This is a genomic window from Saccharicrinis aurantiacus, assembly GCF_947489045.1.
GTDB lineage: Bacteria > Bacteroidota > Bacteroidia > Bacteroidales > Marinilabiliaceae > Saccharicrinis > Saccharicrinis aurantiacus.
The window spans coordinates 220,376-235,308 of record NZ_CANLCN010000006.1 but is presented as its reverse complement, the minus strand read 5'-3'; the positions used below and the strand labels follow the sequence as shown (position 1 = coordinate 235,308).

Here is a 14,933-nt window from a genome sequence, read left to right as displayed (position 1 = left end):
TTAATTAAATATTGCTATAAAAATCAATCTTATCTCCTTCAACCAAGGTAACAATTGCTTTTTTGAACGCAGCAGTTTTACCTGCTTGCACACCACTTTTTGTATAGCGAGTTTTTACTTTACCAGCATATACCATAGTGTTTACATCTTCAACAGTTACATTGTACATTTCCTCAACCGCAGCTTTAATTTGTAGTTTGTTAGCACTTTTGGCTACTACAAATCCGAAACGATTTAATTTATCGCTCTGTTCGTTGAGTTTTTCAGTAACTAATGGCTTAATTAATATTTGCATTTTTAAATCTCCTTAAGCTTTTAATTAAATATTACCTATTCCTTCAACTGAACTTTCAACAAGAACAATAGTTCCGGCTTTCATAATACTATAAGTATTCAATTCAGCTAATGTTGCTACTTCCGACTTAGGAATGTTACGTGATGCTAAATAAACGTTTTTGTTAGCTTCATTGAAGATAACTAATGAACGTTTTCCATCAACTTTAAGATCTTTACGGATCTGAGCAAATTCTTTTGTCTTAGCTGATTCCATGTTGAAATCCTCTACTACAATAATCCCGCCAGTTTTTGCTTTGTATGATAAAGCTGACTTACGAGCCAACTCTTTTAACTTCGCATTTAACTTAAATCCGTAGTTACGTGGACGTGGACCAAAAGCTCTACCACCACCTCTAAATACAGGTGACTTAATGCTACCAGCACGTGCTGTACCAGTACCTTTTTGCTTTTTGATTTTACGTGTACTACCTACAATCTCAGCTCTCTCTTTTGACTTGTGGGTTCCTTGACGTTGATTTGCTAGGAACTGTTTTACATCAAGATAGATCGCGTGATCATTAGGCTCAATACCGAATACTGAATCAGATAATTCAACAGTTTTTCCGGTCTCTTCTCCTTTTATACTTAATACCTTTAGTTCCATTACATTTCAACAATTACATATGAACCTTTTGCTCCTGGAACTGAACCTTTAACGATAATAAGGTTGTTCTCTGGAACCACTTTCAATACTCTAAGGCTTTCTACCTTTACTCTATCGCCACCCATACGGCCGGCCATACGCATTCCTTTAAATACACGAGCAGGGTAAGATGCTGCACCAATAGAACCTGGAGCTCTAAGACGGTTGTGTTGTCCGTGGGTTGCACCACCAACACCACCAAAACCGTGACGCTTAACTACACCTTGAAAACCTTTTCCTTTAGAAGTACCAACTACATCAACAAATGAATCTTCAGTGAAGATTTCAACTGTTACTTCGTCTCCTAAATTAAACTCTTGTTCGAAACCTTTGAATTCTACAACACTTCTCTTTGGTGTTACGCCGGCCTTTTTAAAGTGACCTAACACTGGCTGAGGAGTATTCTTCTCTCTTTTGTCGTCGAACGCCAGCTGCACAGCCTCATACCCGTCAGTTTCCACAGTTTTAATTTGTGTAACTACGTTTGGGCCTGCTTCGATAACAGTGCATGGTATGTTTTTCCCATCGGCACTGAAAACGGAAGTCATTCCGATTTTTTTTCCAATTAATCCTGGCATTGTTACTAAATATTAAATATTAAATAATCGATTCAAGTAACTCGTACTTTCGGCTGACGAGTTACTCGAACTTATTTGTTTATTCTCAGACTTTAATTTCAACTTCTACTCCACTAGGAAGCTCTAACTTCATTAAAGCATCGATAGTTTTAGCTGTTGAGCTATAGATATCGATTAAACGCTTGTATGAAGAAAGTTGGAATTGCTCTCTTGATTTTTTGTTTACGAACGTTGAACGTAACACTGTAAATACTCTTTTGTGAGTTGGTAATGGAATTGGACCACTTACAACAGCACCAGTAGTTTTTACTGTCTTAACGATTTTCTCAGCTGATTTGTCAACTAAGTTATGATCGTAAGACTTTAATTTGATTCTTATTTTTTGACTCATCTTGAGATCTAATTATAATAATTCTACTTTTCCTTCAGCTTCTTTTACTACTTCTTGAGCAATGGCTTTAGAAACTCCTTCGAAGTGTGAGAACACCATTGATGAAGTTGCACGGCCAGATGAAATAGTACGTAAAGCAGTTACATATCCGAACATTTCGGCTAGAGGCACTTTAGCTTTTACTACACGAGCACCAGCTTTAGATTCCATTCCTTCTACTTGACCACGACGCTTGTTAAAGTCACCGATGATATCTCCCATATATTCTTCAGGAGTAACAACTTCAACTTTCATTAATGGCTCAAGTAAAACTGGCTTAGCTTTCATACATGCTTGTTTGAAGGCTTGACGACCAGCAATCTCAAATGATAATTGATCAGAATCGACAGGGTGGAAAGATCCGTCTGTAAGTGTTACTTTAAGACTATCAACAACAAAACCAGCTAACACACCGTTTATCATTGCATCTTTAAAACCTTTCTCAACTGAAGGAACATATTCTTTAGGTACATTACCACCTTTAATAGTACTTACGAACTCTAATCCTTCTTTACCTTCATCGGCAGGACCAACAGTTACGTGAATATCAGCAAACTTACCACGACCACCAGACTGCTTTTTAAACACCTCACGATGATCAACAGTTTGAGTAATTGTTTCTTTGTAAGTTACCTGTGGACGACCTTGGTTACACTCTACTTTGAACTCACGCTTCAAACGATCAATGATAATTTCAAGGTGAAGCTCACCCATACCACTAATTACAGTTTGACCGCTATCCTCGTCAGTTTGAACACGGAATGTTGGATCTTCCTCAGCTAATTTACCAAGAGCTACACCCATTTTATCCATATCCTTTTGCGACTTAGGCTCTACAGCCACACCAATTACAGGCTCTGGGAAATCCATAGACTCTAAAGTAATTGGGTTTTTCTCGTCACAAAGAGTATCTCCAGTACGAATATCTTTAAAACCAACTCCAGCACAAATATCACCTGCTTCAATCACATCTTGAGGCATTTGCTTATTTGCTTTCATTTGGTATAAACGTGAAATACGTTCTTTTTTCTGTGTACGTGAATTTAACGCATATGAACCAGCCTCTAATTTACCTGAGTAAATACGCATAAATGCCAAACGACCTACGAATGGGTCAGTAGCAATTTTAAATGCTAAAGCAGAAAATGGCGCTTCAGCATCATGCGGACGGCTAGTTTCTTCACCTGTATCTAAATCTGTACCTGTAATTGCAGGAACATCAGTAGGAGCAGGTAAGAATGCCATAACGTAATCCAATAAACGTTGAACACCTTTATTTTTAAAGGCAGAACCACATAACATTGGAGTAATTGTTCTTTCGATAGTAGCTACACGAATAGCCTCAAGCATTTCTTCCTTAGTGATAGAATCTGGATCTTCGAAATAACGCTCCATCAACTCTTCATTAGACTCAGCAACAGCTTCAACAAGTTTGTCTCTATACTCTTTTGCTTCCTCTTTTAAGTTTTCAGGAATTTCTTGGAACTCATAACGAGAACCCATTTGCGCATCGTCAAACCAAACTACAGCTTTATTTTCGATAAGGTCAACAACCCCTTCGAAAGTTTCTTCAGCTCCAATAGGAATTTGAAGAGGAATAGGATTAGCTCCTAACATCTCCTTAACTTGCTTAACTACCTCAAAGAAATTAGCTCCAGAACGGTCCATTTTATTAACAAAACCGATACGTGGCACACCATATTTATCTGCTTGTCTCCAAACAGTCTCTGATTGAGGCTCAACACCACCTACTGCACAGAAAACTGCAACAGCACCATCAAGTACACGTAATGAACGCTCTACCTCTACAGTAAAATCAACGTGTCCTGGAGTATCAATGATGTTTACTTTATATGACTCATTATTATAGTTCCAGTTAGTAGTAACAGCAGCAGAAGTAATTGTAATACCTCTTTCTTGCTCTTGCTCCATCCAGTCCATTGTAGCCGCACCATCGTGTACCTCACCAATTTTGTGAGTAATACCAGTGTAAAACAAGATACGCTCTGTAGTCGTAGTTTTACCGGCATCGATGTGAGCCATAATACCAATATTTCTGGTATATTTTAAATCTGTACTTGCCATTTTATTTAATTCTTAAAGATTAGTAAGATATTAGAATCTAAAGTGAGCAAACGCTCTATTAGCCTCTGCCATCCTGTGCATATCTTCTTTCTTTTTGAAGGCTCCACCTTCATTGTTATAAGCCGCAACAATTTCAGCAGACATTTTTTCTGCCATAGATTTACCACTACGCTTACGAGCAAAAAGAATCAAGTTTTTCATTGCAACTGAAACTTTTCTAGATGGGCGAATCTCAGTAGGAACCTGAAATGTAGCACCACCAACTCTACGAGACTTAACCTCGACAGCAGGAGTGATATTTTCTAAACCTTTTTTCCACATTTCCAAAGGAGTCTTTCCTTCTTTCTCAGCTTTTTCAGCCATGCGATCTAAGGCATCGTAAAAAATACCATAAGCGGTAGATTTTTTACCATCAATCATTAAGTTATTAATGAATTGTGTTACCAAAGTATCATTAAACTTTGGATCTGGAAGCAATATTCGCTTCTTTGGTTTCCCTTTTCTCATCTTTCTTGTTTATTAGTTTCTTATTGGCTGTTAATATCTGTGTCTATGTCTTCAAAGGTGATACATCACCTTTTACTCAACCGTTTCAATTCAACTACCAATAAACAAAACTTAATGTCAAACATTAATTAATTACTTCTTAGCATCTTTCGGACGCTTAGTTCCGTATTTAGAACGACGCTGAGTACGACCCTCTACACCTGAAGCATCTAAAGCCCCACGAACTAAGTGATAACGAACCCCTGGAAGATCTTTTACTCTACCTCCACGTACTAATACGATAGAGTGCTCTTGTAAATTGTGACCCTCTCCTGGAATGTAAGCATTCACTTCTTTCCCGTTTGTCAAACGAACCCTAGCAACTTTTCTCATTGCCGAGTTTGGTTTCTTAGGTGTAGTTGTGTACACCCTTACACAAACGCCTCTTCGTTGCGGACAAGCATCTAGCGCTCTAGACTTACTTTTCTCAACTAACTGAGTACGGCCTTTGCGAACTAACTGTTGAATTGTTGGCATATAACTATATTTGTTTAAATAAAATTTTCATTATCAACGCTTTTCAGCGACTTCTTATCTTAATAAAACATACTGATTTACAGTAGTTTTTACACATTTAGACAAAAAAGCGATGCAAAAGTACTAATTTTCAATTAATAAACACCATACATGCGCTTGTTTTTTCAAATTATTGTCGGATTTAACAAATTATAATATCTACGGAATGAGCAAGATAGACCTCAGAATAATCACAACTGCAAGTTTTAGCGCACATATTCTATATGATTATTAAAAAAAAGCTTCAAATATCAATAGTTCAATAGTTTCTTTAAAAAAAATCTAAGAAATTAAACCTAATAATAAATTACACCATCTTTAAAAAAGAAAATACACTCTCATATGTAACATTATAACTTTCCAACAATTGATACTTATTGACATCATGATATACAAACACAAGTAAGTTTACTTTAAAAATATACACGAATATTATAGATTAAAGCAAAATGTTAACATTCTGATAATCTATAATAAATAAAAACAGCCTACACAATATTTATTATATTTGCGCCAAATTCTTTTATTAATTAGAATAAAAAAAAGAACTTTTGTTCTTTAAAACTGCACGTATATTCAAATTATACTCTGTGCTAAACATATTAAAAACACAATGAAAGCATTTGTATTTCCTGGGCAAGGTGCCCAATTCGTAGGTATGGGAAAAGACCTATACGAGAATTCTGAAATGGCTAAAGAACTTTTTGAAAAAGCCAATGATATTTTAGGTTTCAGAATTACTGACCTGATGTTTGCTGGCACTGATGAAGACTTAAAGCAAACAAAAGTTACGCAACCTGCTATATTTTTACACTCTGTTTTATTAGCTAAAACAATGGGTGAAGATTTTAAACCTGAAATGGTTGCTGGTCACTCATTAGGTGAATTTAGCGCTTTAGTTGCTGCAGAAGCAATGTCGTTTGAAGATGGCTTAAAATTAGTTTCACAACGTGCTCAAGCAATGCAAAAAGCATGTGAAGCAGAACCTTCTACTATGGCTGCAATTATTGGATTAGAAGATTCTGTAGTTGAAGAAGTATGTGCAAGTATTGACGAAGTTGTTGTAGCTGCAAACTACAACTGCCCAGGACAACTTGTAATCTCTGGTTCTTTTGCTGGCATAGATAAAGCTTGCGAGATTTTAACTGAGAAAGGTGCAAAGAGAGCTCTAAAACTTCCTGTAGGAGGAGCATTTCACTCACCATTAATGGAACCTGCTAGAGTTGAATTAGCAGCTGCGATTGAAGCAACGGAAATAAAAAATCCGGTGTGCCCAATCTATCAAAATATTAATGCAGAGGCAAACACCGATGCTGCTACAATAAAAGAAAACCTAGTAGCTCAATTAACGGGTGCTGTAAAGTGGACCCAAACAGTTCAAAACATGATTGCTGATGGTGCAGATTCATTTACTGAAGTAGGTCCTGGAAAAGCATTACAAGGTATGATTAAAAAAGTTGACCGTAAAATGGCTGTTGCTGGGGTCAGCAGTTTATAAAAATATACCTTTTACAAAGGTATAAAGCCGGAGGTAAGCACCTTCGGCTTTTTTGTATCCCTATTTCGCAAACTGAAATACAAACCTATTTAGATATAATTCACAGTAAACACACATCTACCTATAAATAAGAGGCAGTTACGCTTCAATTCCCCATCATTTCAAATACATTTAACTGAAAGATAGTTTGCTAAATGAAAAACCCGAAAACATATTTGTCATCGGGTTATATTCATCACTTACGTAGAATCAATATTTCTAATAAAGAAGCTCATTGATAATTACCTACATAAAAATAACTAACAATTCTAATACTTAACCTAAGTAAGCACTATACATCCATACTAATTTTTCCTGTTCTCGGATGTAATCGCTCATTAAAGCTCCTGTTCCCTCATCGCCGGCATCTCCTGCAGCCTCAAGAATATTGCGTTGCTTTGTAATCAAAATAGAGAACGATTCCAACAAACTTTTAATAGCCTCAGTACCATCGGTAATATTATGAGCTGCTTTTATATCGCTTGCTTTAAGGTATTCTTCAAAGGTATGCGTAGGCACACCTCCTAAGGTTAATACTCTTTCTGCAACCTCATCAACTTTGATTACTAGGTCGTCGTATTGCTCTTCAAACTTTGCATGTAATTCAAAAAAATTGGCTCCCTTAATATTCCAATGAAACCCTCTTACATTCATATAGAATAATTGATAATTAGAAAGTAAATCATTTAACTCTCTTACTAATGCTATTGCCTTCTCACTATTTAATCCAATCTTATTCATAATCTCAATATTCTAAGTGTTTTATTTTCTTTGAACACTACAAATATGAGGCTCTTCATGATATCAATCAAACTGATTTTATCTATGCAGTAATAGATAATATTTATATTCACACCAACAAACCTAGGTTACTTACTAATTTCTTCGAGTACCTTTACCTTGAAACTTAATTCTAAATACAGGTTAGTATCCTCATTTAACTTACCCACAATTCCACCTTCAATTGTGCTTTTATTAGCATCATAGTTAAATTCGGTAATGCCAAATTGCGCACCCTCATCCGACTGAATATTCAATACTCTATTATCCTTTAATTTCTTAACCATACTAAAATTTAATTCAACCAGGCTATCTTTTCTTGCATCTTGAATAATAAAGAAATCTGTTGTGCAAAAGAAGTTTGCCATATTTAATACTGAAGATCGATTGTAAACATTAAACTCTTTTATAAAAACAGCATCTTCAACATATTTAATAACGGTATTGTCTCCTAAATCGGAATACTCTAAATTAAATGATTCATCAATAACAGTTCCATCACTCAAAAGCCCACGAACAACCCCTTTAACATAGCCATTCTTACTTTCTATTTGATCTTTTTTGACATAATCGCCTTTTTTACAAGACATAACACCACCACACAGTACTACCAACAAAGCAGCTACTAATTTATTAACACTCATACAATAACGATTTTCTGCGCCTTGAACTAAGGCCATTTACAAATTGACTTTTGTAATTTTCACGAAGGGGTGCACAAATATATTACAAATTATTAAAGTTAAAATGCAATGATAATGTAATACCAAAAACATCATCAAATGATTGATATAAGAAGTAATGAATTTTAGGATCACACGATTATAGAAGATTTATTAGACCTAGATTTAAAAGTCTTACTATTTTTATGCAAAATAAACCATGATAATGCGAAAGGAATACGATTTTATTGGAACCGTTGATATCCCAGATGATGCTTTATATGGCATACATTCAGTAAGAGCACGGGATAACTTTCCGGATAACACACGCTTTCATAAAGAATGGTATCAGGCTGTAGGCACTGTTAAGGAAGCTTGCTACGTATCTTATAAGAACTTTAAAGTTGCTACACAGTCAAAATTTGGAGATGCACACAAACATCCGTTTATGAACGATGCAACTATTGATGTCCTTATTAAAGGAGCAAAAGATGTGGCACTCGGAAAACACTACAATAACTTTATTGTTCCTGCCATGCAAGGAGGTGCTGGCACTAGTATCAATTTAAACATTAATGAAATAATCACTAATGTAGCACTTGGCTCATTGGGATATAAAATTGGTGATTACTCACAGATTGACCCCATAGAATCGGCTAATATCTTTCAATCAACCAACGACATTATTCCGTCCGCACTAAAAGTAGCCTCAATGCAACTACTAAACGATTTAGACAAATGCATTGATGGATCATTACGTAGCCTAGAAAAAATTGAAAGTGCAACCAGAAATAGGCTTCGGATTGCATATACTCAAATGCAGGCAGCAGTACCTAGTTCGTATGACAAATTATTTAGTGCTTATAACAATGCATTATCGCGAGATTGGTGGCGCGTTAGTAAATGTAATGAGCGGATTAAAGAAGTGAACCTTGGTGGTGGTGCCATAGGAACTGGCATGAGCATCCCATCCTATTTTATTATTGAAGCTACAAGACAACTTCAACGAATAACAGGATTACCCCTGACTCGATCAGAAAACCTAATGGATACAACCTCAAATTTAGACGTATATGTTGAGGTACATGCCACACTTAAATCACACGCAGTAAACCTTGAAAAGATGGTTGCTGACTTAAGACTTTTAAGTTCCGACTTATTTATTGATCAGGAACTCACTATTGCACAAAAACAAGTGGGGAGTTCCATTATGCCAGGCAAGATCAACCCCGTAATTAGTGAGTTTGTAATTTCTGCCGCACATAAGATATATGCGAACGATTTGCTAATTTCAAATTTATGCGGTCAAGGATGCCTAGAATTAAATGCATACATTCCTACAATAGGTCATGCTTTAATCGATAGCTTAAAACTATTAATTGCCTGTAATAAAACCATCACGCAAAATTTGCTTAAGGATATACAATTCAAAAAAAATGACACCATAGAGACAGTATTGAAAAATCCTTCAATTACAACAGCACTCAGCCCTTACATTGGCTATCACAAAGCTGCTGAATTGGCACAATACATGAAAACAAAAAACACTTCTATTTTAGATGCAAATAAAGCCTTAAAAGCTATCTCAGACAGCAAGCTGAACGAAATCTTACAACCAGCGTTCTTATTAAAGTTAGGTTATCGAATTGATGACTTATAAATAAACTAAAAACTGGATTATGGCTGGTGAAACAAATTTAAGCAAACTCCTAAAAGGAATGACTCCTAAGTTAAACAAAGGCTCTTATGTTTTTGTAACTGTTACCGATCCTTCGGTAGTTGAGAGAAGTAATACTTTATGCGAATTTAAAGAAGCCGAAAGCACCACTCTCATTATAAAACAGCAAAAAGCAGATGAGCTTTTGTTAAAATACGACTATGTAGCTTCTTGGATTAGTCTTGAAATTCATTCTTCTTTAGATGCCGTAGGATTAACAGCGGCCTTCTCTAATGCTTTATCCGAACATAATATAAGTTGCAACGTAGTGGCCGCATATTATCACGACCATATATTTGTTAATAAAAACGATGCTGAGAAGGCTATGAATATCCTGAGTAAATTCTCAGACTAATAAACTATTACAAGTAATTCAAAGAACCCTCGTCTATTTTTACAAAAGGAGCAACAGCTCTTTCGTAAATACCTAGTACAAATGCAATGGTCATTCCGTAGTTGGTAATAGGCACCCCGGCATCAATAGCAGGCTTTAATCGCATTGCTAGTTGCTTTCGCGATATCATACATCCTCCACATTGAATCACAATAGAATAATCCTCTATTGGGTGTGGCAAATTATCAAAACCTGCAACTACATCAAATTCGTGATGCTTGCCTGTATAATTTGAAATCCATCGAGGTATTTTTGAACGTGCTATATCATTGCATGAGACATGATGCGTGCACGACTCTAGTAGTAAAACTCTATCTCCATCCTTTAGGTCATCAATTTTTGGCGTACCCTGCAAATATCTCGTAAAATCACCTTTATAACGCGCAAGCATAATACTAAAACTAGTTAAAGGAATTTCTTTTGGGATAGATGCGTCTGCCTTGAGGAACACTTGACTATCCGTAACTGCCAAATTAGGTTTAATCCCTGTTCTTTTTAAAAATGCATCAACCTCCCTCTCTTTTAAAACAATACAAATAGCATCGTTATCAATAATATCGCGTATAGCCTGAACCTGAGGTAGAATCATTCGGCCCTCTGGAGCTTCAATATCAATTGGTGTAATTAACAACACAATATCGCCATAACTTATTATATCGCCCAATAAGGAAGGGTGCGTAAAAGCTGTCTCAGGAATTGCTTTAGTAATTGCTTTTATTAATTCCTCGGTATCCTCCTCTTTATTAAAAACTATAAAATTAGCGTGGTTTGTATTACCAATTGCTTGCATAATATCAGCATTTGGCGAGCTTACATCACTCTTGCTGTATACAATAACATAAGGAATATCGTTTTCTTCGAAGCTTTTAATTATCTGAGTCTCGGCATCATCAAACCTATTATTACTAACCAACAAAATACCCAAGTCTACAAGCTTGATAGATTTTTGAGTTTTCTGAACTCGCTTTTTACCCAATTCACCAACATCATCATAACCCGCAGTATCAATAATAGTAACTGGACCAAATCCCGTAATTTCCATTGTTTTCTTTACCGGGTCAGTAGTTGTTCCTGCCTGATCAGATACAATGGCGATTTCTTGGTTAGCGAGTAAATTTATTAAGGTACTCTTGCCATAATTTCTCCTTCCAAAAATACCAATATGAGGGTGCTTATCTCTAGCCATCGCTTTTTTATGCAAAGTTATAAAAGCATTAAGTTAATTGGTAAAAAAAAAAGAAGGAAGATAAGCCAGAAGCTTAATACACATTGATATTTACATATTAATTCACGTAATTGCTAGAATAGCTTCGCACAATAGAACGGGAGAGATTGATGATTGAAATTGAAGAACTTATTTTCGCACTAAACGAGTTAGAAAGTATTGTAGTGATTACAGATACCAATGGTATGGTGCGCTATGTTAACAATGCTTTTATTGAAAAGTATGGTTATACAAGACGTGAAATCATCGGACAATCTACCAAACTATTAAATGCAAGCTACCACAAACCCGCATTTTATAAGGATATGTGGGACACTTTAAATACTGGCGAGACTTGGGAAGGCATTTTTCTTAATAAATCTAAAAATGGCAGGCTAATTTGGGAACGAGCAAAAATATCACCCATTAAAAGAGATGGCAAATTAGAAGGTTTTATTGCCATCAAAGAAGATATCACTTACAAAAAACAACTTGAGGAAGAATTCCGCAAAGAAAAATTCTTATTAGATGAGCTTTTTGAAAATACTCCTTTTGGAATAGTCATTTTTGAACCCAAGAACAATAAGAAATCTTTTGAAGAATTACTAGTTCTTAAGGCGAACCCAAAGGCAAATGAAATATTTCAGCAAAAGTCATTAACAGGTTTTAGCTTAAATAATTTCTTACCCGACTTTAAGTCGATAAAAGAGGGTAACGTTGATAACCTATTGTACAGAAACTCCATTGAAGAGTACTTTAAAAGCATTAACAAATACCTAAAGATTATTAGTTTCCCTCTTGACAAAGATGGCTACTGTATGTTTATACATGACATTACAGATTATAAAAACATCATTAAAGCAAAAGCAAAGAGCGAACTACGCTATGCAAAGCTAGTTGAGGATGCACCTGCACTAATTAGACGATTTGATATTAATGGCATTTTGAGTTATGTGAATTCATATTATGCTACCTACCTTAATTCTGATACAAAATCCTTATTAGGTGCCAATGTATATAGTTTATTAGAAGACGGAAAAAGGCGTGTCTTTAAGAAAAACATAGATCTATTATCTGCAATCAATCCCATCATAGAATACGAACAACATTTTATTGATAATGATGGAAAAGAACATTGGATTAAATGGATAGATAGAGCACTATTTGATTTACAGTCAAATATTGTAGAATATCAATCCATTGGAATGGACTTTACGAACCTTAAACAAACAGAACTATTGCTAGAAGAACAGAAAAACAGATTGGATGCCATTTTTGAAAATTCACTTATGGGCATCTGTGTAATTAGTAATAAAGGAAATTTAATTACCAGCAACCAAAGGTTAGCTACAATGCTTGGTTTTACGCACATGAAAGACTTTATCGGTAAAAACTATTTAGATTTTGTAGCAAATAAAAGTGTACATGACGATATAAAAGAAAATTTTAAAACCGTTTTTTCAGGCAGTGTAAGTAGCTTCAACACTCAACGTCAATATAGAAGCATCGATAATAGATTGTTTTGGGGAGATATTTATATTACACCTATCTCTTTCGAAAATGGTAGAGTAACAGAGGCCGTAGGCATGGTGGTTGATATATCAATGCGTAAAAAAGCAGAAGAAGAACTCAAAGAGAATGAAGAGAAGTTAAGACAACTAAATCTCACTAAAGACAAGCTATTCTCTGTTATAGCACATGATATTAGAAACCCTTTTAATGCAATATTAGGCTTCGCTAATATTCTTGAAAATAGCATTGAAGATTTATCTACAATTGAAATTAAAGAGTTTGCACACAAAATTGTTAACGCAAGCGAACAAACTTTTAAGCTACTCGAAGATTTACTTACTTGGGCAAAATCCCAACTAGGACAACTTAAAGTCTACAAAGAACTTTTTAATCCTTCCACTGTGGTTGATGAGTGCATTCTATCACTTGAGGCTTTAAGCAAATCAAAAGATATAAGTATAGAAGCGACAGTTACAGAAGGTTTAATTTTAAACAGCGACTTAACAATGTTTAAATTTATAATGCGAAACTTGTTGCACAATGCTATAAAATATTCTTATAATGGAAGTAAGGTACTCTGTGTAATTGAAGGATTTGATGACCAGAACATTGAACTCAGAGTAAAAGATTATGGCGTTGGAATAAAAGCTAAAAAGTTGAAAAATCTATTTGATATTAATGAGCTAGTCTCTTCAAGAGGAACTGCTGAAGAAAAAGGCACAGGATTAGGACTATCGATGGTAAAAGAAATGACGGAATTAAATGGCGGATACATCACTGTAAAGAGTCAAGCAAAGAAGGGAAGTGAGTTCTCTGTCATTCTTCCCAAGGGCTAAAAAGCCTCTGAAAGTCTAAAATACACATTACTATTCTCACGCCCCATTGCCAAATCTAGTGCTGCATTTATCTTCAGCTTCTTAAACATTTTAAACCTAACTCCAGTTCCAATAGATGGAAGGAAATTGGCATTATTGATATGCCAAACTTGATCAAATAACAAACCAACTCCACCAAACGCAACCACACCCCACCTTTTAGAGAACATCCATCGCATTTCTGATTGATAAGTTACGATGGAATTATCCATATAACGTCCACTAATATAACCTCTCAGAATTGACGATCCACCGGGGGAAGCCTTCTCGTGTAATGGCATTTCTCCAAAACCAATTTGTGAATAAAGTCTATTGGCAAATATAATTGGCTTGGGTGTATCTATTGGAAAGTAATTTGTAAGTCCGATTGTTACCTTCTGATAGGGTTCTATTTCGTTATCTAATTCAACTAAGCCCTGAATTGTACCTTCTAAAAACCAAGCCTTTGTTGGAAAATAGATATCGTCGCGTGTATCAAATGAAACTTTTAATCCAGGCGTTACATACCAATTATAATTTACTTTTTCACTCTCGTCTGATTCTGAGCCAAATTCACTCAAATAATTTGCATTCACAATAGGTCCTAAGTAGAAGTCTGGCACAATGCTATACAAACCAGAAAAGCTGGAAGAAAATCCACGAAAGTGTAATTTGGAGTATTGCGAATTCTCTGGATCAAGATGGACATTCATATAACCTACATAACCATCGAACCAAAATTTATTTTTATTTAGATAGTTAGTACTCTTTATACCAGAAATTAATGACCCTCGTAAATTAACCATTAAAAGACCCTGAATGGTAGATGGGTGCGTCTCCTCACTTAAACCAGGCAATTTATATATAACTACTGGCACAATGGCAATTCCTGTTCCAAAGGATGGGTTAAATGTAGGAGCAGGTAATATACCAACATCTTTTTGAAGCGCATCCGTTACTAAGGAATCAAGAGCTTTATAGGAGTGCTGTAAAGATTGCGGGATTTGTGCTGTAGATACTGAATACATACAGATTGTTAGAAATAGATAAATATATCTCAATCCACCTTTTATATAACGCAATGTATGTTTCCCAGATAAAGTCATTACTGCAAAATAATAAAAAAGCAATGCTTAGAC

15 protein-coding genes are annotated in these 14,933 nt (G+C 35.4%); 4 read left to right on the top strand and 11 right to left on the bottom strand.

Features of this window, described 5'->3' with window-relative positions:
- Positions 1-4: 4 nt before the first annotated feature.
- The 7 genes from rplW to rpsL form a co-directional block, all read right to left on the bottom strand.
- A complete protein-coding gene (gene rplW, locus QMO11_RS09380; protein ID WP_068474318.1) occupies positions 5-295 on the bottom strand; it encodes a 50S ribosomal protein L23 in 291 nt (96 codons plus the stop codon).
- A gap of 24 nt (positions 296-319) precedes the next feature.
- Complete coding sequence (rplD, locus tag QMO11_RS09375) at positions 320-940, bottom strand: 50S ribosomal protein L4 (protein WP_068474319.1); 621 nt, start codon at positions 938-940, stop codon at positions 320-322.
- Positions 940-1,557, bottom strand: a complete 618-nt coding sequence (gene rplC / locus QMO11_RS09370; RefSeq protein WP_068474322.1) for a 50S ribosomal protein L3 — start codon at positions 1,555-1,557, stop codon at positions 940-942. The genes rplD and rplC overlap by 1 nt, the downstream gene beginning before the upstream one ends.
- A gap of 85 nt (positions 1,558-1,642) precedes the next feature.
- A complete protein-coding gene (gene rpsJ, locus QMO11_RS09365) occupies positions 1,643-1,948 on the bottom strand; it encodes a 30S ribosomal protein S10 (protein ID WP_027472457.1) in 306 nt (101 codons plus the stop codon).
- Positions 1,949-1,960: 12 nt separating this feature from the next.
- On the bottom strand, positions 1,961-4,072 hold the full coding sequence (gene fusA, locus QMO11_RS09360) for an elongation factor G (protein ID WP_068474326.1): 2,112 nt from the start codon (positions 4,070-4,072) through the stop codon (positions 1,961-1,963).
- Positions 4,073-4,102: 30 nt separating this feature from the next.
- Positions 4,103-4,579: a 30S ribosomal protein S7 gene (gene rpsG, locus QMO11_RS09355; protein ID WP_068474328.1), complete on the bottom strand. Its 477-nt coding sequence runs from the start codon at positions 4,577-4,579 to the stop codon at positions 4,103-4,105.
- A gap of 132 nt (positions 4,580-4,711) precedes the next feature.
- Complete coding sequence (gene rpsL, locus QMO11_RS09350; protein WP_068474333.1) at positions 4,712-5,095, bottom strand: 30S ribosomal protein S12; 384 nt, start codon at positions 5,093-5,095, stop codon at positions 4,712-4,714.
- A 652-nt stretch (positions 5,096-5,747) separates the two neighbouring features.
- On the opposite strand from rpsL, the gene fabD reads away from it, so the two are divergent.
- Complete coding sequence (gene fabD, locus QMO11_RS09345) at positions 5,748-6,632, top strand: ACP S-malonyltransferase (protein WP_282037035.1); 885 nt, start codon at positions 5,748-5,750, stop codon at positions 6,630-6,632.
- Positions 6,633-6,947: 315 nt separating this feature from the next.
- Here the strand turns inward: fabD and QMO11_RS09340 are convergent, their stop codons facing one another.
- The gene (locus tag QMO11_RS09340) at positions 6,948-7,412 is read right to left on the bottom strand and encodes a Dps family protein (RefSeq protein WP_282037034.1); all 465 of its coding nucleotides are present in this window, start codon (positions 7,410-7,412) and stop codon (positions 6,948-6,950) included.
- A 128-nt stretch (positions 7,413-7,540) separates the two neighbouring features.
- Positions 7,541-8,095, bottom strand: coding sequence for a hypothetical protein (locus QMO11_RS09335; protein ID WP_139314925.1), 555 nt, complete (start codon positions 8,093-8,095; stop codon positions 7,541-7,543).
- 244 nt (positions 8,096-8,339) lie between these two features.
- On the opposite strand from QMO11_RS09335, the gene QMO11_RS09330 reads away from it, so the two are divergent.
- Both QMO11_RS09330 and QMO11_RS09325 read left to right on the top strand, forming a co-directional pair.
- Positions 8,340-9,773 carry a lyase family protein gene (locus tag QMO11_RS09330; RefSeq protein WP_282037033.1) on the top strand — a complete coding sequence of 478 codons (1,434 nt, stop codon included), beginning with the start codon at positions 8,340-8,342 and terminating at the stop codon, positions 9,771-9,773.
- A gap of 19 nt (positions 9,774-9,792) precedes the next feature.
- A complete protein-coding gene (locus QMO11_RS09325) occupies positions 9,793-10,185 on the top strand; it encodes an ACT domain-containing protein (RefSeq protein WP_282037032.1) in 393 nt (130 codons plus the stop codon).
- Positions 10,186-10,192: 7 nt separating this feature from the next.
- On the opposite strand, the gene hydF is transcribed toward QMO11_RS09325, so the two are convergent.
- Positions 10,193-11,410: a [FeFe] hydrogenase H-cluster maturation GTPase HydF gene (gene hydF, locus QMO11_RS09320; protein WP_282037031.1), complete on the bottom strand. Its 1,218-nt coding sequence runs from the start codon at positions 11,408-11,410 to the stop codon at positions 10,193-10,195.
- A gap of 149 nt (positions 11,411-11,559) precedes the next feature.
- Here hydF and QMO11_RS09315 point away from each other — a divergent pair, with 149 nt between their 5' ends.
- Positions 11,560-13,776, top strand: a complete 2,217-nt coding sequence (locus QMO11_RS09315) for a PAS domain-containing sensor histidine kinase (RefSeq protein ID WP_282037030.1) — start codon at positions 11,560-11,562, stop codon at positions 13,774-13,776.
- Here the strand turns inward: QMO11_RS09315 and QMO11_RS09310 are convergent.
- Entirely contained in the window at positions 13,773-14,822 is a 1,050-nt protein-coding gene (locus QMO11_RS09310) for a BamA/TamA family outer membrane protein (protein WP_282037029.1), read from the bottom strand. The two genes, QMO11_RS09315 and QMO11_RS09310, sit on opposite strands and share 4 nt — an antisense overlap.
- Positions 14,823-14,933: the final 111 nt, after the last annotated feature.

Coding starts and splice junctions, on each gene's coding strand:
- rplW (WP_068474318.1), bottom strand. CDS start 295: ATGCAAATATTAATTAAGCCATTAGTTACTGAAAAACTCAACGAACAG.
- rplD (WP_068474319.1), bottom strand. CDS start 940: ATGGAACTAAAGGTATTAAGTATAAAAGGAGAAGAGACCGGAAAAACT.
- rplC (WP_068474322.1), bottom strand. CDS start 1,557: ATGCCAGGATTAATTGGAAAAAAAATCGGAATGACTTCCGTTTTCAGT.
- rpsJ (WP_027472457.1), bottom strand. CDS start 1,948: ATGAGTCAAAAAATAAGAATCAAATTAAAGTCTTACGATCATAACTTA.
- fusA (WP_068474326.1), bottom strand. CDS start 4,072: ATGGCAAGTACAGATTTAAAATATACCAGAAATATTGGTATTATGGCT.
- rpsG (WP_068474328.1), bottom strand. CDS start 4,579: ATGAGAAAAGGGAAACCAAAGAAGCGAATATTGCTTCCAGATCCAAAG.
- rpsL (WP_068474333.1), bottom strand. CDS start 5,095: ATGCCAACAATTCAACAGTTAGTTCGCAAAGGCCGTACTCAGTTAGTT.
- fabD (WP_282037035.1), top strand. CDS start 5,748: ATGAAAGCATTTGTATTTCCTGGGCAAGGTGCCCAATTCGTAGGTATG.
- QMO11_RS09340 (WP_282037034.1), bottom strand. CDS start 7,412: ATGAATAAGATTGGATTAAATAGTGAGAAGGCAATAGCATTAGTAAGA.
- QMO11_RS09335 (WP_139314925.1), bottom strand. CDS start 8,095: ATGAGTGTTAATAAATTAGTAGCTGCTTTGTTGGTAGTACTGTGTGGT.
- QMO11_RS09330 (WP_282037033.1), top strand. CDS start 8,340: ATGCGAAAGGAATACGATTTTATTGGAACCGTTGATATCCCAGATGAT.
- QMO11_RS09325 (WP_282037032.1), top strand. CDS start 9,793: ATGGCTGGTGAAACAAATTTAAGCAAACTCCTAAAAGGAATGACTCCT.
- hydF (WP_282037031.1), bottom strand. CDS start 11,410: ATGGCTAGAGATAAGCACCCTCATATTGGTATTTTTGGAAGGAGAAAT.
- QMO11_RS09315 (WP_282037030.1), top strand. CDS start 11,560: ATGATTGAAATTGAAGAACTTATTTTCGCACTAAACGAGTTAGAAAGT.
- QMO11_RS09310 (WP_282037029.1), bottom strand. CDS start 14,822: ATGTATTCAGTATCTACAGCACAAATCCCGCAATCTTTACAGCACTCC.